The sequence below is a fragment of the Pseudomonas sp. T1.Ur genome, assembly GCF_023516725.1.
GTDB classification, from domain to species: domain Bacteria; phylum Pseudomonadota; class Gammaproteobacteria; order Pseudomonadales; family Pseudomonadaceae; genus Aquipseudomonas; species Aquipseudomonas alvandae.
The window spans coordinates 1,322,718-1,345,201 of sequence record NZ_JAMGSN010000001.1 but is presented as its reverse complement, the minus strand read 5'-3'; the positions used below and the strand labels follow the sequence as shown (position 1 = coordinate 1,345,201).

6 protein-coding genes (1 of these 6 only partly in view) are annotated in these 22,484 nt (G+C 63.7%); all 6 read right to left on the bottom strand.

Translation table 11 applies throughout. From position 1 onward, the window contains the following. Nucleotides 1–100: 100 nt before the first annotated feature. Complete coding sequence (locus M8Q45_RS06080; protein ID WP_249873943.1) at nucleotides 101–472, bottom strand: DUF6124 family protein; 372 nt, start codon at nucleotides 470–472, stop codon at nucleotides 101–103. Between the two features lie 552 nt (nucleotides 473–1,024). Next, a complete protein-coding gene (locus tag M8Q45_RS06075) occupies nucleotides 1,025–1,396 on the bottom strand; it encodes a DUF6124 family protein (protein ID WP_249873942.1) in 372 nt (123 codons plus the stop codon). Between the two features lie 592 nt (nucleotides 1,397–1,988). Next, nucleotides 1,989–4,454 carry a TonB-dependent siderophore receptor gene (locus tag M8Q45_RS06070; RefSeq protein WP_249873941.1) on the bottom strand — a complete coding sequence of 822 codons (2,466 nt, stop codon included), beginning with the start codon at nucleotides 4,452–4,454 and terminating at the stop codon, nucleotides 1,989–1,991. Between the two features lie 330 nt (nucleotides 4,455–4,784). Beyond that, on the bottom strand, nucleotides 4,785–7,988 hold the full coding sequence (locus M8Q45_RS06065; RefSeq protein ID WP_249873940.1) for a non-ribosomal peptide synthetase: 3,204 nt from the start codon (nucleotides 7,986–7,988) through the stop codon (nucleotides 4,785–4,787). Continuing rightward, entirely contained in the window at nucleotides 7,985–21,931 is a 13,947-nt protein-coding gene (locus tag M8Q45_RS06060; RefSeq protein ID WP_249873939.1) for a non-ribosomal peptide synthase/polyketide synthase, read from the bottom strand. The genes M8Q45_RS06065 and M8Q45_RS06060 overlap by 4 nt, the downstream gene beginning before the upstream one ends. Next, nucleotides 21,931–22,484, bottom strand: partial view of a non-ribosomal peptide synthase/polyketide synthase gene (locus tag M8Q45_RS06055; protein WP_249873938.1) — the final stretch only. Its footprint extends 12,229 nt past the window's final position; the window shows 554 of its 12,783 coding nt (coding positions 12,230–12,783); its start codon lies off the right edge, out of view; its stop codon occupies nucleotides 21,931–21,933. The genes M8Q45_RS06060 and M8Q45_RS06055 overlap by 1 nt, the downstream gene beginning before the upstream one ends.

Sequence of the window (22,484 nt, the reverse complement as noted above, 5' to 3'; positions counted from 1 at the left end):
ATCAAAATCAAAAGATCGCAGCCTCGCTTCGCTCGGCAGCTCCTACGGTGCAACCCAGCGGGAGCAAGCTCCCTCGCCACGGGGGGCTGCGGTGCTGCGGTTAGCGTGGAGGCTGGGGCAGCTCGATGTCATCCAGCGCTCGATTGGCCAGTAGCGTTCCTAACTCGATCAATTGCTGAAGCCCCAACGCCACATGCCGCCGCGAGCCTTCCAGGTCGAAAGCCAGGTCGTTGGCCATGGCATTGGCTGAGGCCAGGGTTTCGCTGAGGGTGGTCAGTATGGATTCGGTGTTGAGGCCCTTGACCACGGTAAAGATCTGGCCGTCCTGGGTGTCGGGCTTGGCTGGCTTGTTGGGCGATAAGTGGATGTCGAGTGCTCGATCGGCCGCTTCGCGACGTTCTGCTGAGTCGAGGCGGGTGTACGCGGAGAGATCTGCGGCTTTTTTTGGGGGGTTGGGGGTGTTCTTGACCATGACGTGCAGCTCCATTCTGAAGTGGAGTTCACCATTTCCGCGACCAAGCAGAGGGGTGGCGAACTGTACGCAGGTTGGTCGACCAGGGAATGGAACCCGGCAGGGCCGAAGCCCTCCCACGCACAGTCAGCCATAAGGCAGGCAGCCGCTCACGCGGCTGAAAGTGCGCCATTCTAACCCCGGGCGACCAAACCCGGTCGCTGATTTTGCAGCGACGGACAAAGCCTATCCCCTCCGCTTCCGAACCACCAACCGACACGACTCGTCAGAAATTTCCGGCTCGCCACACTTTTTGTAGGAACACACTTCCCCGTGGCGAGGAAGCTTGCTCCCGCTCGGCTCTGTAGGAGCTGTGTAGGAGCTGTGTAGGAGCTGTGTAGGAGCTGCCGAGCGAAGCGAGGCTGCGATCTTGATCCAGGCAATTGAGTGGCAAGCGAACGATCAAAATCAAAATCAAAATCAAAAGATCGCAGCCTCGCTTCGCTCGGCAGCTCCTACAGTGCAACCCAGCGGGAGCAAGCTCCCTCGCCACGGGGGGCTGCGGTGCTGCGGTTAGCGTGGAGGCTGGGGCAGCTCGATGTCATCCAGCGCTCGATTGGCCAGTAGCGTTCCTAACTCGATCAATTGCTGAAGCCCCAACGCCACATACCGCCGCGAGCCTTCCAGGTCGAAAGCCAGGTCGTTGGCCATGGCATTGGCTGAGGCCAGGGTTTCGCTGAGGGTGGTCAGTATGGATTCGGTGTTGAGGCCCTTGACCACGGTAAAGATCTGGCCGTCCTGGGTGTCGGGCTTGGCTGGCTTGTTGGGCGATAAGTGGATGTCGAGTGCTCGATCGGCCGCTTCGCGACGTTCTGCTGAGTCGAGGCGGGTGTACGCGGAGAGATCTGCGGCTTTTTTTGGGGGGTTGGGGGTGTTCTTGACCATCTAGAAACTCCTGACTTGATAGTGAGCTCACCCACCTCGTGACCAAACGAGGGTGGTGGGCTATGCGCAGGTTGGTCAACCGGGAAGTCAGGCACCCGGCGCACTCGAGAGTGCCCCGCGCACAGCCCGCCGCAAAGCATACCGGCAAAAGCGCCGAGATGCTGAGTTGCGCTTGTGCGCCTGACTTCGAACAGGTGACCAAACCCGGTCGCTGATTTTGCAGCGACGGACAAAGCCTACCCCCTCCGCTTCCGAACCACCAACCGACACGACTCGTCAGAAATTTCCGGCTCGCCACATTTTTTGTAGGAACACACTTCCCCGTGGTGAGGAAGCTTGCTCCCGCTCGGCTCTGTAGGAGCTGTGTAGGAGCTGCCGAGCGAAGCGAGGCTGCGATCTTGATCCAGGCAATTGAGTGGCAAGCGAACGATCAATATCAAAATCAAAAGATCGCAGCCTCGCTTCGCTCGGCAGCTCCTACGGTGCAACCCAGCGGGAGCAAGCTCCCTCGCCACGGGTTTGCGTGTTCAGCCAGGTTGCCCCCATAAAAAAAGACCCGCACTAGGCGGGTCTTTTTTTGTTTTGGAGGAGATCAGAACTGTGGCGTGTACTTCACGGTGAACATCAAGTTACGCGGATCGCCAAAGTTGTTGTTGCCATTGAGCTGGTTGTAGGCCGGCGTGATGTAGGTCTTGTCGAACAGGTTGTTGGCATTGAGCGCCAGATCGATCTCTGACGTCAGCTTGTAGCCGACACGGGCGTTCCATACCGTGTAACCCGGGACCTCATAGTCAGCTTGATAACCCAACGTATGACTTTGGGTGGTAAAGCCCAGACCGGTGCTGACACGATTCCAGTCCCCAGTGAACTGGTAGTTGCCCCACACGCGCAGCATGTGTTTCGGCGTCCAGCTGCTGAACACTTTGCCTTCATCCGCGCCATTCAGACTCTTGGTGGTGTTGTAGGTGTAGCCCGCGAACAGTTGCAGATTGTCGATCACTTCACCACTGATTTCGGCCTCGATGCCCTGGCTGCGCACCTTGCCCGAGGCTGTCGAGCAGCCGAAGCCACCACACCCCGAACCGCCGTCATTGAGGGCACGGTTTTCATGATCGTAGCGGAAGACAGCCAGGGAAGTATTGACCCGACCGTCCATCAACTCACCTTTAAGACCCACCTCGTAATTGGTGCCGACGACGGGCTTAAGCACGGAACCGCTGGCATCAACGTTAGTCTGCGGCTGGAACACATCGGTATAGCTGGCGTAAACCGCCCATTCGCGGCTCAGGTCATAGACGATACCGGCATAGGGCGTGACCACGCCGGTTTCGGTTGAGTAGCTTGGCGTGTTGCGTGTAATTCCGGCTGCCAGTTCATTCTTCGATTTGTAGCTAAAGTCGTACCAGCTGACCCGGGAACCCAGGATCAGTGTCAAGTCATCCACCGGCTTGACGCGCCAGGTACCGTACATGCCTTTCTGGCGCACGTCGTACTTGCTCAGGACGCCCATGCCACCCGCGGCGATCAGACTGTCGTAGCTGATGTCCGGGCGGTCATTGTCCAGGTCGAAGATCGAGTCGCTGGTGCTGTTGAAGGTACGGGCATATTTATCATCCGTCTCCAACTGCGAGAAGTTGCCACCCAGCATAACCTCCTGTTCCATCGACAAGGCTTCGAACTTGCCGGTCAGGTTCATGTCGAGACCGGCCTTGGTGGACTGGAAGTCGGTCAGGAAGTCGGCATATTGCACGCCACTGCCATCGGGCAAGAGGCCACCGCCTCGTTGGACCCGCTGGTTCTTCGCCTGGTTGTCCTCAGTCATGTACACGCCCCCGACCTTGAACGCCCAATCCTCATTGAAGCGGTGCTCCAGATCGGCATAGTAGGTGGTGACATCGATTTCAGATCGGTTCCAGCGCGCGCCGGTGTAGGTCGAACGCGACACGTCCGGCATCGAACCGTCGGCGTAGCGCGGCAAACCACGGATGTTGCCGCGCGACTCGCCATTGGATTGGCTGACCGCGAAGCCCAGGGTGGTGTCTTCGCTCAGGTCAACGTCCAGCGCGCCGTACAGCGAATGGGTCTTGCTCCAGGCATGGTCAACGAAGGAATTGCTCTGGTCTTCGTCGAGGACGATGCGGCCACGGACATTGCCGGCGTCGTTCAGCGGGCCGCCAGCGTCCAGTTGCAGGCCGTAGTGATCCCAGGAGCCGGCCTTGCCGGTGAGGGTCACGGTCGGTGCGCTCTGGCCGCGCTTGCGCACCAGGTTGACGGCGCCGCCGGGGCTGCCGGTGCCTTGCAGCAGGCCGGAGGCGCCACGAAGGATTTCCAGGCGGTCGTAGAAAATCAGGTCCTGGGTCGCCCAGTTGCCCAGCGAATACGTGTTACGCGGGATCGGCACGCCGTCGTACTGCCAGTCATCGATCTGGAAACCGCGCGACGACAGGATCATGCCCTGGCCGACGCCCTGCAGGCCGACGATGCCGGTGGTCTGGTTGACGGCGTCCTTGAGGTTGACCAGGTTCTGGTCATCCATCTGCTTGCGCGTCATCACGGTGATGGATTGGGGAATTTCCTTGAGGGTGTGGGTGCCCTTGCCGATCGTCACGGCATTGCTGGTGTACGAGTGGCTGCCTTCGGTCGTCGCGCTCAACTGCTCTGCATTGATGGTCGTCGCGCCCAGTTCCAGGCCCGCGCTGGCGGAACCCTTCACCAGCATCAAGGTGTTGCCCTCGACGCTGTGGCGCACGCCGGTGCCCTTGAGCAATTCGGTGATGGCTGCCTGGGGGCTCATCTTGCCGCTGACGCGATTGCTTTTCAGGCCGGCCAATTCGTCGGCGTTGTAGATCACTTGCTGGTTGGTCTGTTGGCCGAACGCTTGCAGCGCCTGCGGCAGCGGTTGCGCGGGGATGTCGATGCTGATGTCTTCAGCCATCACTTGGGCGCTCAACGACAATGCACCGACCAGACCCAGGCCCGACAACACTCGGCGCGAACGCAGGCCGCGGGACATGACCAGTGCCTTGAACAACGGTTTCAACTCATGAATTGCCGACATCGTGCTCTCTATTATTGGTAGAAGTGAAAAGTCCATGGGGGCCGAATGGCCTGCCGTTCGCCAGCACGGTCTAACGGCTGACCGGCCCCTCCCCGGGCACGGTCATCCGGCTGGACGACAGCGAAATTTTCCTGGACATAACCGGCGCCTGGGCTGCCCTGCCCGAGCCGATTTGCCCGCATACCTTAGTAAGACGCAGCACCTGGGCAAAACCGGAATGAGTTTATTTATCATTCGCGAGAAAGTTACAAAAAAGGCCGTCGCATGCGGGCGTCGGCCTTTTCTTGGGTTGAGCCATCGTTCCTGCGCTCCCGCGTGGGAACGATCAGATCAACGACCCTGCGCCGCCTTGGCCGCTTGCAGCTGCCGAGCCTGTTCGGTCAGGCGGGCCTTTTCCTCTGGGCTCATCGCCTCCATGCGCAGGCGTGCCTGGGCGATTTTCTCCAGTTGCCCAGGGCTGCTCTCCTGCGCGCGCAAGGCCGTCGCCAACGAAGCCACGGTCGGATGATCGAAGACCAGTCCCGGATGGATGTCGCACTGCAACAGCTTGCGAATGCCGGCCACCAACTTGATCACCAGCAACGAATGACCACCGGCAGCGAAGAAGTCGCGGTCGATGCCCAATCGCTCCAGCCCAAGCAACTGGGCCATGCGCGCAGCGAGCAATTGTTCGAGTCCGTCACGGGGCGCGGCGCCCTCTTCATCGCCCGTCGCGACTGCCAACTGCTGCAACGCCTGGCGATCGATCTTGCCGTTGGCCAACCGAGGGAAGCGCTCGATCAGGTGCCAATGCTGCGGCACCATCACGCTGGGCAAGCGTGCGCTCAGTTGCGTCCGCGCGGCGTCCAGCACATCCGAAGGCAAGCCTTGCGGTGCCACGATAAATGCCAGCAAGCCCTGCTCGGCCGGCAGTACCAGCGCCTCGGCCACCTGGGGCACGCGCAGCAGCTCGGCTTCGATCTCCGCCAGCTCGATACGGAAGCCACGCACCTTGACCTGCTGATCGCGCCGCCCTTGCAGTTGAATCCCGCCGTCCGGGCGATAGCGCGCCAGGTCGCCCGTGCGGTACAGGCGCTGCGCCGGATCGAACGGACTCTGGATGAACGTCTGCCCATCGGCCTCGGCATTCAGATAGCCCCGGCACAACTGCGCGCCGCCCAGGTACAACTCGCCCAGCACGCCCACCGGCGCCAGCCGCCGCTCGGCGTCCAGTACGTAGATTTGGTTGTTGCCCAGCACCTGGGTCAGCGCCGAACAATCCTCGGCAGCACCTTCCAACGACACCGGATGAATCATCACCCCAACGGTCGCCTCGGTCGGTCCGTAGTGGTTGAACACCCGGCAATCGCTGCGCAACCGGGCGATGCGTCCAATCAACGCCGGCGCTATCAGCTCGCCACCGAGCACCAGGGTGCGCGGCAATGTCGCCTGTTCGCCGTCAAGCAATGCCGCGAGGTGCGACGGCACGATCTTCAGGCAATCGATTTGATGCTGGCGCATGAACGTGGCGAACAGCGCGCCGTCCTGCATCTGCTCATCGCTGGCGACATGCAGGGTCGCGCCATTGAACAGCGCGCCAAACAGCGCCGTGTTGCCCAGGTCCGCCGCCACGGTGGAGCTGAAGGCCACGTGTCTGCACTGATCCAGCGCCAGCGCCTGGCTGGCCTGGGCGGTGTAGTTGAGCAATTGCCGATGCTCGATCACCACGCCCTTGGGCACACCGGTGGAGCCGGACGTGAACAACACGTAGGCGATGTCGTTGCCCTTGGTCGCCAGCGCCGGCAACGTCGCGTTCGCTGGGTTGAGCCCGGCCAATGCCAGCGCTGTGTACGGCTGGTCCTGCCACGCCGGCAGGTATGCCGCATCGGTGAGCACCACTGCGGCGCCGGCCTGTTCCAGCATCAATGCCTGACGGGCCTGGGGCCATTGGGTGTCCAGCGGCAGATACGCCGCACCGATGCGCCAGCTCGCCAGCATGGCGATCACCAGCTCCGCCGAGCGCGGCAAGGCCAGGGCGACAATCGAACCCTCGCCCAGGCCTTGGTTCTGGAGGCCGAGGGCCACGCGTTCGACCTGCACCTTCAACTGGCCGTAGCTCAAGGACTGATGGGCGTCGGTCAGCGCGATAACGTCCGGCGTCCGCAGCGCCAGATCTGCAATACGTTGCGGCAGATAACGGTGATCGGCCAACGCCTGCATCGGCGGGTTGATCGCGCGCAAGCGCTGTTCCTCGCTGCGGCCCAGCAGGTTGAGCTGCGCCAGCGGCGTTTGCGCATCCGCAGCGATAGAGGCCAGCAGCACGTCGTATTGTTCCAGCACGGCGCTGGCAGCGGCTTGCGAGTAACGAGCGGCGGCATAATGCAGGCCGATCGCGACAAGCTGCTGGGCATCGTCCAATTGAACCTGCAACAGCAGCTCCAGCGGATCAGCCTGCACAGGCGAGGATCCCGTCCACTTCAGGCTGCTGTCGCCGTGGACGAAACTGGCCGGAGCGACTGCGAATCCATAGGCCGGATACGCCGCGTCAGGCGCCAGTTCCGGCATCCAATATTCCTGCCAGGTGCGATGGGCTTCGAGCCGCGTCGCCAACGCTCCCAGCCACTCGCTGAACGGTGCACTGGGGGACGACGGTACGCAAAGCGGCAGGGTTTTCTCGAACACGCCGATGGCATTGGCGAAGTAATCGTAGTCGCTGCGGCTGTCATGACGCACGCCCACCAGTGCCTGGTCGGAACCGCCCAGGCGTCCCAGCAGCAGCCACCATGCGCCCTGTAATAACGTCGCCAGCGGTTGCCCGAGCTCATCAGCCAAGCATTGCAAAGCATCGCGCCGGGTCGGTTCCAACGCCAATGACACACGCGCATCGGCGGTCCCGCTGCCGGCGCGGCGCGCCGCCAGCCACGGCGTGTCGATCTGCGTCTGCACGCCTTGCAGATGGTGCTGCCAATAGGTCCGCGCTGTGGCCGCATCTTCATCCAGCACCACTTCGCTGCGCCATTCCAGGTACTGGGCGAATTCGCCCGGCGCTTCGTCTTCGCAAGACTGGCCCGCATACGCTTGCCGTACCTGTCCGAGCAGCAGGTTCATCGATGGCGCATCGGCACCGTAGCGCGCAATGCCCAGCAACAATTGCCATTGCCGTGGCGCCAAACGATAAAGCACCGCCTGGACGCCGGCCGATTCGCCGACCACAAAAGCCTGGCCCAGGGTTTCGTTGATCTGCGCCTGGACCTCTTCAGCGGATTGTTCGCTTGCGTTTATCGTCAGCGGGAAGCGCCCGGCGTGGGCCAACTGACGCAAGCCGTGGAAACCGGCGACCTTGACCAACCGCGCCAGCAACATCGGCTGCTGCGCCGCCAGTGTGTCGAAGGCACCCTGCAACCGCTGCGGATCAAGATCGCCGTCGATAGCCACGCTCACCCAGCGCAAGGCCTCGCCACAGGTCACCGTGCCCGACAATTGTTCAAGCGCCCGTTGCTGCTCGGGTGCCAGGGCGAAACCCGCATCCTGCGCCTCCATCATCACCTCGTTCATGCTCCTGTTTCCTCGGTAGTGAATGCGCCCCGGGCGGGTTGCCCGACGGTCGCTGGCCGTTGCAGGCTGGCGTGGTCGTACATATCACCCATGGCGACGACGATTTTGCGTGGTCCTTCGAACGGGTCGCGGGCGTGGGCCACCAGCATGTTGTCCAGGAGGATCACATCGCCCTTCTGCCAGTCGAAACGCACCGCGCAGGCTTCGTACAACTCACCGATACGCGCCATCACCTCGTCTTCGATCGGTGTGCCGTCGCCGTAATAGACGTGCCGGGGCATGCGCTCCAGGCCGTACATCGACAACAGGTCCTGGCGCACATCCGGCTCCAGCCAGTGGATGTGATGCAGCTGCACCTGGTTGAAGAAGGATTTTTCCCCGGTGATCGGGTGCGTGATGATCGCCGGCCCTGGCGTGCGGGTTTGCAACTCGTCGTTGTCGAGCCAGCGCCACTGGATGCCGCCTGCCCGGCAGCGGGCCTCCACTTCGCGGCGATCCTCGGTCTTGAAGAAGTGCTGCCACGACACGTCGAGCTTGTCGGTGAAGGTGCGCACGTAGAGCAGCCCCTTGCCTTCGAATTTTTCGCGAAGGTCCGCTGGCAACTTCTCGTACATCAGGCGGCAGTCCACCACCGGCGTCGCGCCGCCGACGGGGGCGGCCTGCTCGCAGTAGAACATCTGCTTGCGCGGCCAGCGGTCCTGGTGGGAGCTTTCGTTGTGGAACAGGATCATCTTGCGTTCCGGGTACGGCGTGGAACGGTAGGTGTTCTTGCCCCCTTCTTTCTTCGGCAAGTCGCCGTACTGGCCGTACAGCCCCGGTTGAATCGCTTCGGCGAACGCTTCGAAGCCCTGGATACCGTCCAGCGCGAAACCACGGAACAGGATGCCGGCGTGTTCGGCCAGCTTCTGCTCGATCAGGGGTCGGTTCTGCCGGATCCACTCGATGACGTCCAGGTGCGGCTCGCCGGGCTCCAGCATCAGCGGGAAACGTTGAGGCGCCGCCACCAGCGATTCACGCACCAACGCCGGGCGCGGCCGCGCGGCCGGTGTCGCCGAGCGCTTGAGGAATTTGCCCAGTTTGTCGGCCTTGGGCCCCGGGACGTTGGTTGGCGCGGCGGCTGTCGCCACGTTGTCGACTGGCATGCTGATAGCTCCCAATTGAATGTCCTGATCAGCGACGATCTGTTCCAACAGGGCCGTCCAGGCCCGGATCAGGTACTGGATGCGCTCATGTCCGAACAAGGCTGTGGCGAACTGCCAATTACCGCGCAATTGCCCTTCTTCTTCGTCAACGAACAACGCCATGTCGAATTTAGAATGGGTCTGCAGCGCCGGCAGGAACTCCACGCTCAAGCCCGCCATGGAGCGCGTGCGCACCGGCACGTTGTTCATCACGAACAGCACCTGGAGCAACGGGTTCATGCCTTTGTGACGAGGCACGCCCGAGGCGTCGACGATCTGGTCGAACGGCAGGTCCTGATGCTCCAGCGCGCCGAGCAGATCGTCCTGGGCCTGGGCCAGGAATCGGCTGAAGGTCACGCCCGCATCGAAGCGCGAACGCAGCGGCAGGACGTTGACGAAGAAGCCGATCAGGCGCTCCAACTCAGGTTGCTCGCGCCCGGCTACGTCAGCACCCACCACCAGATCCCGGGTGGCGCAGAAGCGGTGCAACAACACCTGGAACGACGCCAGCAGCGTGCTGTACAGCGTGACACCGGCCTCGCTCGACAGCCGCCGCAATGCCGCGCTGAGCCCGGCAGGCAGTTCGAACTGCAACGCATCGCCCTCATACGACGAGGTCTGCCCACGAGGATTGTCCAGCGGCAGGTCAAGACGCCCGTTGTAGCCGTCGAGCCGCTGTTTCCAATAGTCGGCCTGGCGCGCCAGCACGCCCTGGTCTTCCAGCGCCTGCTGCCACAGGGCGAAGTCATGGTATTGGACCTCCAGCGGCGCCAGCGGCATCGGCTCATGGCGCGAAGCGGCTTCGTAGATCTGCACCAGTTCGTTGATCAACAACCCCATCGACCAGCCATCGGAAATGATGTGGTGCATGGCGTACAACAACACGTGCTCGGTCGGGCCCAGGCGCAGGATCCGCCCGCGCAGCAGCGGCGCCTGTTCCAGGTCGATCGGGGTGCGAGCATTGTCCAGCGTCGCCTGGGCCACCTGCTCCTGCTGGGCGCCAGACGATAGGTCGGAGAGGTCGACCAGCGGGAAAACCAACTGGACGTCGTCGGCGATTACCGCCAGCGGATCGCCTTCGTCGTCCTGGACATACGCGGTGCGCAGCACGGCGTGACGTCGCGTCACTTCGGCAAAGCTGCTCATCAGCCGCTCCACCGACAACTCGCCGCTCAGGCGCAGGGCCATGGGCATGCCATACGCCGAAGTACCGCCGGACAGTTGCTCGGCGATCCACAATCGCCGTTGCACCCGCGACAGCGGTGCCGATTGCCTTGGCCCATGGGCCTTGAGCCGGACCTTGCTGGAATCGCCTGCGCGCACGGTTGTGTCACCGGCCTCGCTCATCAGCGCCGCCAATGCGCTGAGCCTTGGATGGTCGAACAGATCGCGCAAGCTCAGCGGATAGCCCGTGAGTTTGCGCAGCCGGGAGATGGCCTGGGTCGCCAGCAATGAGTGACCGCCGCGCTCGAAGAAATGATCGTTGCGGCCAACCTGTTCTACTTCCAGGACTTCTCGCCAGATGTCGGCGATCTGTTGCTCCAGTTCGCTTGCAGGTGGCGCGTAACCGTTTTGCGTCGCCCCGGTTTCCACGCCCGGCAGGGCCTTGCGGTCAAGCTTGCCGTTGGGGGTCAGTGGCAGGTGATCGAGGAACAGCCAGTGGGCCGGGATCATGTAGTCGGGCAGATGCTGCTTGAGTCGGGCCTTGAGTGATTCGCGCAGTGTGTCGGCGTCCGCCGAGGCCACCACATAGGCCACCAACTGCTGACCGCCCGGCCCTTCCTGGGCCAGCACCGCGACTTCGTTGACCTCGGGCTGCTGCAACAGCCGCGCCTCGATTTCCCCCAGCTCGATGCGGAAGCCGCGAATCTTCACCTGATGGTCGATGCGGCCCTGGTATTCGAGCACGCCGTCGGCGCGATAACGGCACAGGTCGCCGGTGCGGTACAGGCGTTCGCCGGTGGTGGAGAACGGGTTGGGCACGTATTTTTCGGCGGTCATGGCGGCGCGACCGAGGTAGCCCCGGGTGATGCCGGCGCCGCTCAGGTACAGCTCAGCGCAGACGCCTTGGGGGACCGGTTGCAGGTTCGCGTCCAGGAGGTAGCTGGCGGTGTGCTTGAGTGGGCGGCCGATGTTGGCCGTGCCGCCTTGAGTGCGACGGGTCCAGGTTGAGTAGGTGGTGTCTTCCGATGGGCCGTACAAATCGTAGACATGCTCGACACCACCCTCCACCTGTCCACCCAACTCCTGTGGGAGCGAGCTTGCTCGCGATAGCGGTGGGTCAATCAATGATGGGCTAACTGACAGGACCCCATCGCGAGCAAGCTCGCTCCCACAGGTTTTGGGTGGGTAGAGAGAGTCCACCAGGCTTTGCTTCAGCGGCTCACCGGCCAGGTTGATGATGCCATGGACATGCTCACTCCCACAGGTTTTGGGTGGGTAGAGAGAGTCCACCAGGCTTTGCTTGAGCGGCTCACCGGCCAGGTTGATGATGCCATGGACATGCTCACTCCCACAGGTTTTGGGTGGGTAGAGAGAGTCCACCAGGCTTTGCTTGAGCGGCTCACCGGCCAGGTTGATGATGCCATGGACATGCTCAATCCCTTGTGGGAGCGAGCTTGCTCGCGATAGCGGTGGGTCAATCAATGATGGGCTAACTGACAGGACCCCATCGCGAGCAAGCTCGCTCCCACAGGTTTTGGGTGGGTAGAGAGAGTCCACCAGGCTCTGCTTCAGCGGCTCACCGGCCAGGTTGATGATGCGCACGCTTTGCGGGATATCCCCGCTGCGCTGCAACGCGGCGATGGCCGAGGGCACGGTGTTGATCAGGCGCACCTGGTCGCGGGCCGGCAGGTGCGGCAGTTCCAGGGCGTTGCGGGCGATGATCAGTGAGCCGCCGTTGGCCAGGGTGACGAAGAGCTCCCACACCGACAGGTCGAAGCACACCGAAGTGGATGCCAGCACGCCTTGGATGTCGTCGCGGCTGTAGACGGTTCTGGACCAGTCGATCAGTGCCTGGACGTTACGGTGGACGATGGCCACGCCTTTGGGTTTGCCGGTGGAGCCGGAGGTGTAGATGACGTAGGCGAGGTTGTCCGGTGTGACTTGGGTAACCGGCTCGCTCAACGGATAACGTGAAAGGTCGAGCTGATCAAGCATCAACACTTCGGTTCCAGCCGGAACCGTCAGGGCCACCGCCTGCTCGGTCAGCAACACCCGCGCCCGACTGTCATCGAGCATATAGGCCACGCGTTCAGCCGGGTAATCGGGGTCCAGCGGCACATACGCACCGCCCGCCTTGAGCACCGCCAGCAAGGCGATCAGCAATTGCTCGGAGCGCGGCATCGCCACCCCCACCCGCACTTCCGGGCCGACGCCCAGTTCGATGAGCTTGTGGGCCAGGCGATTGGCCCGGCCGTCGAGTTCGCTGTAGCTCAGACGAACATCATTGACCGTCACCGCCAAGGCATCCGGGGTGTTGTCCGCTTGGCGGGCGATCAGTTGATGGATGCACAGGTCTTGCTCGAACGGCGCATCCACCGGATTCCAGTCATGGGTCAGGCGTTGATGCTCATCGAATTCCAGCATCGACAGTTCACCCAACGGGCGCTCGCCCTGAGCGGTCATCTGCCCGAGCAACTGCGCCAGATGCGCCGCCAGCCTTTCCACCGTGGCCGGGGCAAAGCTAGCCCGTTGATAACTCATGTGCACCGACAACTGCCGCTCCAACCCCACCAGCAGCGTCAACGGATAGTTGGTCTGTTCCTGGGTGATTGGCGAACCAAAACGCAAACCGTCCGGCGCGCCCTGCTCCAAGGCCTCGGCAATCGGGTAGTTCTCGAACACCAGCAAACTGTCGAACAACGCGTCGCCGCCCTGCCCGGCCCAGCGTTGGATATCCAGCAACGCGGTGTGCTCGAACTCCCGCAGGGCGAGGTTCTGCGCCTGCACCGCTTGCAGCCAACTGTCCAGGGACTGCTCCGCCCGAGGGCTGGCGATCACCGGCAAGGTGTTGATGAACAGGCCAATCTGCTGCTCGACGCCAGGCAGGTCAGCCGGACGACCGGCGACCGTCGCCCCGAACGCCACGGTGGATTTGCCGGTGTAGCGCTGCAACAGCAGCAGCCATGCCGCCTGCACCAGCGTGTTGACGGTGACTTTCGAGGCGCGAGCAAAGGCTTCCAGGCGTCGGGTCAGTGCCTCGTCCAGCACCTGCATATGATCGCCATACCCCACACCCGCGTCCGTCGGTTTGCCAACCGCATCGGCCAGCCGCGTTGGTGCTTCGAGGCGTTCCAGCGCAGGCTTCCAGAACGCCTCGCTGGCCGCCCCATCCTGGCGCTGCAGCCAGGCGATGTAGTCCCGATAGCGTCCACCGGACACAGCAATGGACTGCCCGCTGTAGCGCTGCAGCACTTCGCCGAGCAGCTGCGAATTGCTCCAGCCGTCCATGAGGATGTGATGACAGGTGTAGATCAAGTGATAGCGGTCGTCCGCCACGCGCACGACCACCAACCGCAACAACGGCGCCGCTTCCAGGGCAAACCCTTGCTGGCGCTGGGCCGTTGCGAGGTTTTCCAGGTAGCGAGGCAAATCAGCCTCCGTGCGCGCATCGTGCACCTGCAACGCAACCTCCACACGCTTGTGCACCACCTGCAACGCACGCTTGAACTCGCCTTCCCAGACAAAACCGCTGCGCAGCACGTCATGGGCGTCGGTCGCCGCTTGCCAGGCCTGGCGGAAGCGTTCGACATCCAACCCTTCGACCTCGACGCGCATCTGGTTGATGTAGTGGCCGGCCTGTTGTTCATACAAGGTGTGGAACAACATGCCCTGCTGCATCGGCGACAGTGGATAGAGGTCCTCCACCTCTCGGGCCACCAGCGGCAAGGCGTCCAATTGCGCCTGGTCGAGCCCGGCCAGGGGGAAGTCCGACGGCGTGAAGCCGTGGCGCTGGGTCTCGCAACAGTGCTCGATCAATCCGCGCAATTCCCGAGCGTAATCCACGGCGAGTGCCTGGATCGTCGCTTCGTCGAACATCTGCGTGCTGAAGGTCCAGTCGATGCTCAACTCACCGGCATAGACGCTGCCATTGAGGGTCAACCAGTTATCCAGCGGTGCCAACGGACTCTGGGCCGCGCCCGCCGACTCGCTGGCCGGGACAAACAAGCCGTCGGCCTCTGTATTGAAGCCGCTGTCGAACTGCCCCAGGTAATTGAAGGTGATGCGCGGCACCGGCAGTGCCGCGAGGGCACGACGCGTCGGTTCATCGCCCAGGTAGCGCAACACGCCGAAACCAAGCCCTTTGTCCGGGATCGCCCGCAGTTGCTCCTTGATTGCCTTGATCGAGCCTTCGGCAGTCGCCGTCGGGGTCAGGCGCACCGGAAACAGGCTGGTGAACCAACCCACGCTGCGGCTCAGGTCCAGATCATCGAACAGCGCCTCGCGGCCATGGCCTTCCAGCTGGATCAAGGTCGACGCCCGGGCAGTCCAACGGCCGATCACCCGGGCCAGCGCCGTCAACAGCAGATCGTTGACCTGGGTGCGGTAGGTCGCCGGCGCTTGTTGCAACAATCGTCGGGTCAGTTCCTTGTCCAGCCGCGTCTGGACTTGCGCCCCATGGCACCTGCGCAAATCACTTCCGGGGTGGTCGCAAGGCATATCGTGGCAAGCGCCTTCCAGTTGCGCCTGCCAGTACGCGACTTGGCCCTGCAACGCCGCGCTGCCGGCATGGGCCTGCAACCGTTGCGCCCAGGCCTGTGCAGACGTGGTCTTGGCCGGCAATGTCGGCGTCTGGCCGGCCTGCAGTTGCTCATAGGCCCGTTGCAAATCTTCCAGCAGAACCCGCCACGACACGCCGTCCACCACCAGGTGATGGATCACCAGCAACAGCCGCTGGCTGCCATCGGCCAGGGTCGCCAGGACACCGCGCAGCAGCGCGCCGCTGTCCAGTTCAAGGCTGCGCTGGGCGCGTTCGGCCAGGCGTTCGAGGGCCTCCGCGTCGGGAACCGACGCGGTCCACAGCAGGGGTGAGTGCTGCCAGAGTGAACGCTGCTCCATCAAGGTTTTATGGCCAGCGATCCAGCCGCCATCCTCATGGGTGAAGGCCAGGCGCAACGCATCGTGATGTTCGACCAAGGCTTGCAACGCCTGCTCCAGATACCCGGCGTGCACCGGTCGCACGCCCTTGAGCAGCACCGACTGGTTCCAGTGATGAGGCTCGGCCATGGCCTGCTCGAAGAACAACTGCTGGAACGGCAGCAACAACGCGTCCCCTGTCACCGGGCCCTGGTCGATGACCGGCCCGCCGTCCCCCGTTGTCGCCACGCCAGCCAGCCCTTGGATGGTCTGGTGCAGGAACAGGTCCTTGGGGCTGAAATGGATACCGGCCTGACGGGCCCGGCTCACCACCTGGATGGAGATGATCGAGTCGCCGCCCAGCTCGAAGAAATTGTCGGTCACGCCCACGCGATCGCGTCCGAGCACGCTTTGCCAGATATCCACCAGCGTCTGTTCCTGCGCGGTCATGGCTGCGATGTAGGCCTGGGGATGGGCGCATGGCTCGGCCTTGGGCAGTGCCTTGCGCTCGAGCTTGCCGTTGGGGCTGACCGGCATTTTTTCCAGCCACACCCAGTGTTGCGGCACCATGTAGTCGGGCAAGGATTGGCTCAGATGTTCCCTGAGGCGCGCTTGCAGCGCTTGGCGAACGGCGTCATCGGCGGCCAGCAGCTCGGCGCGCGCCGGCACCACATAGGCGACCAGCAGCGTGCCATCCTGGGCCAGGACCACCGTTTCGCGCACCGCATCGTGCTCGGCCAGGCGCGCTTCGATTTCGCCCAGTTCGATGCGCAGGCCACGGATCTTCACCTGATGGTCGATCCGCCCGGCATATTCGATCACACCGCCAGGGCGATAACGCGCCAGGTCGCCGGTCCGATACAAGCGCTGGCCATGGCCGAACGGCCCGGTGACGAAGCGCTCGGCGGTCAACGCCGCGCGTCGGTGGTAACCCCGCGCCAGCCCCTCGCCCGCCAGATACAGTTCGCCAATCACGCCCACCGGTACCGGCGTCAACTCGTCGTCGAGGATGTAGGTGCCGAGGTTGGCGATCGGCTGGCCGATCGGCACGCTGTCGCGCTGCTCGTCGACACAGGTCCAGTGAGTGACGTCGATGGCCGCCTCGGTCGGGCCATAGAGGTTGTACAGATTGGCGTTGGGCAACTTGGCGAACACCTGCTGCTGGGCATCCACCGGCAGCGCTTCGCCGCTGCAGACGATCCGCTTCAAGCTCGTGCATTCGGCCACGCGCGAATCCTGCACAAACGCCTGGAGCATCGACGGCACGAAGTGCAGCGTCGTGATGCCCTCGGCCGTGATCAGTTCGATCAGCAGCGCCGGGTCGCGATGGGCGCCCGGTGCAGCCACCACCAGCGTCGAACCGGTCAGCAGCGGCCAGAAGAATTCCCACACCGACACGTCGAAGCTGAACGGTGTTTTTTGCAGCACGCGGTCCGAGGCATCGAGGCCATACGCCTGCTGCATCCAGCACAGCCGGTTGACCAGGGCGCTGTGGCGATTACCCGCGCCCTTGGGCTTGCCGGTGGAGCCGGAGGTATAGATCACGTAAGCCAGGTTTTCGCCGTGGACTTCGACGTCGGGATTGCCGTCGCGGCTGGCGTACACGCCGTCGTCGGGCGAGTCCAGCACCAGGCTGCGCAGCCCGTCCGGGATCGGCAAGGCCTCCAGCAGGTGTTGCTGAGTCAGCAGCAAACCAATGCCGCTGTCTTCGAACATGTAGGCCAGGCGATCACGCGGGTATTCGGGGTCCAGTGGCACATAGGCGCCGCCGGCCTTGAGGATCGCCAACAGGCCCAGCACCATCTCCACGGAACGCTCCACGGCGATGCCCACCAACACGTCAGGTCCAACGCCCTGGTCGATCAAGCGATGGGCCAGGCGGTTGGCCCGGGCATTGAGTTCGCGGTAGCTCAGGCGCTGTCCGCCGAAGACCAGCGCGGGCGCGTCCGGGGTCCGGCGCACCTGTTCCTCGATCAGGCTTTGCACGCTGCGCTCGAGCGGGTATTGCTGCGCCGTCGCGTTCCAATCGATGAGCATGTGCCGGCGCTCGTCCGCGTCCAGCAGCGACCACTGCGCCACCGGGCGATGCAGGTCGTGCACCAGCTCGTGCAACAGGTTGAGCCAATGCCGGGCCATGCGTTCGACGGTCGCCGGCTCGAACAGATCCGTCGCATAGGTCAGGGCTGCGTGCAGGCCCTGCGGGCTTTCGACCGTGTCCAGGCTCAGGTCGAACTGCGCGGTGCGCTGCGTCCAGCCAAGGGGTTCGACGCAAAGGTCCGGCAAGGCATTGGCGAACGCCGAATCGGCTTCATTGCGATGGTTGAACATCGCCTGGAACAGCGGGCTGTGGCTGAGGTTGCGCTGCGGTTGCAAGGCATCCACCAGTTGCTCGAACGGCAGGTCCTGGTGCATCTGCGCGGCCATCGCCGTTTGCTTGAGCTGCTGCAGCAGCGCGGCACCGGTCAGCTCACTGTGGAATTCGCTGCGCAGGACCTGGGTGTTGACGAAAAAACCGATCAGCCGCTCGGTTTCCAGCCGTTGTCGGTTGGCGATCGGCACGCCGACGCGGATGTCGGCCTGGCCGCTGTAGCGGTGCAGCAGCGCCTGGAACGAACCGAGCAACAGCACGAACAACGTGACGTTTTCCCGTCGGGCCAGGGCCTTGAGACCAGCGCTCAAGGCCGCGTCCAACACGATAGGCAGGCGTGCGCCGCGCAGGCTTTGCTGCGCCGGGCGCGGATGGTCGATGGGCAGTTCCAGCAGCGGTTGCTCTCCGCCCAGTTGCCCGGACCAATAGGCCAACTGGCGATCCCGCTCACCGGCCGCCATCCATTGCCGCTGCCAGACGGCGTAGTCGGCGTATTGCACCGCCAACGGTGGCAGATGCGCTTGCTGGCCTTGGACGAACGCCGAATACAGGCTCATCAGGTCATCGACCATCACCTGCAAGGACCCGCCATCGGAGACGATGTGATGCAGCGTCAACACCAGGATGTGATCCTGCTCGTCCACTTCCAGCAGCGCGACGCGCAGCAACGAATCAGTCAACAGATCGAACGGACGTTGTGTCTGCTGTTCGACAAAGCCGTGGATGTCACGCCCTTCCAGGCGCTGCTCGACGAAGTCGACCTCCCCCTGCCCGCGAATGACCTGGCAGGTGCGCCCATCTTCTTCAACGAACAAGGTGCGCAAGCTTTCGTGACGCTCGATCAGCGCGGCGAAACTCTTGCGCAGCGCCTCCTTGTCCAGCGTGCCGCGCATCCGCAGGGCCGTGGGAATGTTGTAGGCGGCGCTGTCCGGGTCCATTTTCCACAGGAACCATTGGCGTTCCTGGGCAAACGACAGCGGCAGTGGCGCATCGCGAGGCACCGGCACCGGCACCAGCGCCGGAGCCTGTTCGCCGGGCGTGGCCTCGAACGCGGCGACAAACGCCTGCAAGGTGCTGTGTTCGAACAGGCTGCGCAGCGGCACCTCGATGCCCAGCATCCGACGGATCCGCGACACCACCTGGGTCACCAGCAGCGAATGCCCGCCCAATTCGAAGAAATTGTCCTTCAGGCCCACGCGCTCAAGCTTGAGCACGTCCTGCCAGATCGCCGCGACTTGTTGCTCGACCTCGCTGCGAGGCGCCACGTAGGCCTGTTGCAAGTCGCTGGCGTCGGGCGCCGGCAAGGCCTTGCGATCGATCTTGCCGTTGGGCGTCAGCGGCAATCTTGCCAGGAACAACAGGTGCGCCGGGACCATGTAGTCCGGCAACTGCGCCTTGAGGGTCGCCTTGAGCGTTGCGCGCAGCGGCGCATCGGGCGCCGGCACTGCGCCGCTGGCCGGCACGACGTAGCCCACCAGTTGCGCACCGGTCGGGCCTTCGTGGGCGACCACCACGGTTTCGCGCACGCTGTCCTGGGCCAGTAGCGCGGCTTCGATTTCTCCGAGCTCGATGCGCAGGCCGCGAATCTTGACCTGATGGTCGATGCGGCCGAGGTATTCGACCACCCCTTCGGCGCGATAACGGGTCAGGTCGCCGGTGCGGTACAGCCGTTCACCGCAGGTGGAAAACGGATCGGGCACGAAGCGTTCGGCGGTCAGCCCCGGGCGCTGGAAATAACCACGGGCCAGGCCGGCGCCACCGATCAGCAGCTCACCCGGCGCGCCGGGCGGGTTGAGCGTCAGGTCGCAGCCGACGATGTAGAGCGCGGTATTGTCCAGCGGCTGGCCAAGGAAGGGCCGGTCGCGCTCGGGGCTCAACGGGTGCAGCGCCGACCAGATGGTGGTTTCGGTCGGGCCATAGAGGTTCCAGAGCTTCGGCGAGAGTGCCAACAGGCGTTGCGCGAGTTCCTGGGGCAAGGCTTCGCCGCCGCACAGGAAAGTCCGGCCGGCCAGCACCGAGGCCTGCTCGTGGTCGAGCAGCATGCGCCAGCTCGACGGCGTCGCTTGCAGCACCGTGACGTCGTGTTGTTCGGCCAGCGCCAGCACCGCTTGCGGATCCTGGTGCACGTGCTGCCCGGTCAGCACGATGCGGGCCCCGGCGCAGAGGGGCCCGTAGATTTCCAGGCCGAAAATATCGAAGGAGAAGGTCGTCAGCGACAGCATGCGGTCGCTGGCTACGAGCCCCGGCTGGGCGATCATGCTGGTGATGAAATTGCCCAGCGCGCCATGGCGCACCATCACGCCCTTGGGCTTGCCGGTGGAACCGGAGGTGTAGATGACGTAGGCCAGGTGCTCGCCGGTCAACGGCACCACCGGGCAGGTTTGCGGAGCGTCTGGCAGGGCGGCGTCCGGCTGGTCCAACAGCAGGGTCCGGAGGGTTTCCGGGATCGGCAATCGCGCCTGTAGAGGGACCTGGGTCAGCAGCAACCCGATGCCGCTGTCCTCGATCATGTAGGCCAGGCGATCCTCGGGATACGCCGGGTCCAGCGGCACGTAGGCGCCGCCGGCCTTGAGGATCGCCAGCAGGCCGACAATCATCTCGACGCTGCGCTCCACCGCGATGCCCACCAGCTCGCCTGGCGACACGCCCAGATCGATCAAGCGGTGAGCCAGTTGATTGGCGCGGACGTCCAGTTGCCGATAGCTCAGGGATTGCCCGTCAACAGTCAGCGCCAGTGCATCGGGCGCCCGATGTGCCTGTTCGGCGATGCGCTGGTGGACGCACACGGCTTCGACGCCGTGGTCGGCGACGCGCACCCATTGCTGTTGCGTGAGGCGCTGCTGCGCCGGGTCGAGCAGCGGCAGTTCGCCAACCCGCTGGCGGGGTGCATCGACGATGCCTTGCAGCAGGTTTTGCCAGTGCTCGGCCAGGCGCTCGATGGTCTGCGGTTCGAAGAGATCAGTGGCGTAGGTCAGCTCCGCGGCGATGCCCAGCTCGGTTTCGTAGGTGCCCAGGGTCAAGTCGAACTGGGCGGTGCGCCCTTCCCATGTCAGGTCCTCGACTCGCAGTCGTGGCAGCTGCATCTGTCGGTGGTCCGTGGCACCGGCGTTCTGGTGGTTGAACATGACCTGGAAAATCGGGCTGTGGCTGAGACTGCGCTCCGGTTGCAAGGCTTCGATCAGTTGCTCGAACGGCAGGTCCTGATGGGCCTGGGCCGCCATGGCCGCTTGCTTGGCCTGGGCGAGCAATTCATCAAACGGCATGTGCCCATCGACGTGGGCATTGAGCACCTGGGTGTTGACGAAAAAACCGATCAGCCCTTCGGTCTCGACCCGGTTGCGATTGGCCGTCGGCACGCCGACGCGGATCTGCGGCTGGCCGCTGTAGCGGTGCAGCAATGCCTGGAACGAGGCGAGCAAGACCATGAACAGGCTGGCGCCTTCACGCTGGGCCAGTTGCTTGACCGAGGCGGCCAGTTCCGGCGCCAGCGTCACATCCAGCCGTGCGCCACGAAGGCTTTGCACCGAGGGGCGCGGATGATCGAACGGCAACTCCAGCACCGGTTGCTCGTCGCCCAGGGTCTGGACCCAATAAGCCAACTGGCGTTCGCGCTCGCCGGCTTCCAGCCAATGGCGCTGCCAGATGGCGTAGTCGGCGTATTGCACCGGCAGCTCCGGCAATGCCAGCGGCTGGCCGCCGGTGTCGGCGGCGTAACAGCGCACCAGTTCGTCCACCAGCACGCGCATCGACCAGCCATCGGCGATGATGTGGTGCTGGATCAGCACCAGCACATGGTCGTCCTCGGCGATTTTCAACAGCGAAACCCGTAGCAACGGCCCCTGGCGCACATCGAACGGGCGCGCGGTTTCGCCTTCGACGTAAGCCTTGATGCGCGCGTCCTCGCTGATCGGTGAACCAGCAGGCAGCGCCTCGACAGCGATGCTCAGGGGCATCTGCCGGTGGATGATTTGCACCGCTTGCTCGCCGAGCTCACCGAACGTGGTGCGCAAGCTTTCGTGGCGCTCGACCAGGGCATTGAAGCTGCGTTCCAGGGCCGGCACGTCCAACTGGCCTTTGAGGCGCAGGGCGCTGGGGATGTGGTAGGCCGAACTGTGGGGGTCCATTTGCCAGAGGAACCACTGGCGCTCCTGGGCGTAGGACTGCGGAATGTGCTCGAACCCGGAACGCACTTCGGGGATCGGCAGGTTGGCCGGCGAGACGCCCTCCTCCAGCATCTTCTCCAGGTACAGCCTGCGTTTGTCCAGCGGCAGAGTGATAAAGCGCTTGGCAACCCTCAAAGCAACACTCTTGTCCATCAGACTTCCTCCATTTCATCAAGCAGGGCGTCCAGCTTGTTCAGTTTCTCTTCATTGATTGGCCCGTCCGTACTGTCGAGTCGGGCGACGAAATCCTGCAGGACGGGGTGCTGGAACAGCAGTTGCGGGGTCAGGCTCAACCCCAGTTCGAGGGCCATGCGCGAGACAGCGGTGACCGCCAGCAGCGAGTGGCCGCCCAGCTCGAAGAAGTGATCGTTCAGGCCCACGCGCTCGACGGTGAGCACCTGGGCCCAGATCGCCGCGACGTGCTGCGCCAGTGAGCTGACCGGTGCTTCGTATGCGCTTTGCGAGCGCCCGGCCTCGATGCCCGGCAACGCCTTGCGGTCGAGCTTGCCGTTGGGGGTCAGTGGCAGGTGATCGAGGAACAGCCAGTGCGCCGGAATCATGTAGTCGGGCAGATGCTGCTTGAGTCGGGCCTTGAGTGATTCGCGCAGTGTGTCGGCGTCCGCCGAGGCCACCACATAGGCGACCAACTGCTGACCGCCCGGCCCTTCCTGGGCCAGCACCGCGACTTCGTTGACCTCGGGCTGCT

What these genes read in the sequence shown, in the direction of transcription:
- M8Q45_RS06080 (WP_249873943.1), bottom strand. Translation starts at nt 472, where the DNA reads ATGGTCAAGAACACCCCCAACCCCCCAAAAAAAGCCGCAGATCTCTCC.
- M8Q45_RS06075 (WP_249873942.1), bottom strand. Translation starts at nt 1,396, where the DNA reads ATGGTCAAGAACACCCCCAACCCCCCAAAAAAAGCCGCAGATCTCTCC.
- M8Q45_RS06070 (WP_249873941.1), bottom strand. Translation starts at nt 4,454, where the DNA reads ATGTCGGCAATTCATGAGTTGAAACCGTTGTTCAAGGCACTGGTCATG.
- M8Q45_RS06065 (WP_249873940.1), bottom strand. Translation starts at nt 7,988, where the DNA reads ATGAACGAGGTGATGATGGAGGCGCAGGATGCGGGTTTCGCCCTGGCA.
- M8Q45_RS06060 (WP_249873939.1), bottom strand. Translation starts at nt 21,931, where the DNA reads ATGGACAAGAGTGTTGCTTTGAGGGTTGCCAAGCGCTTTATCACTCTG.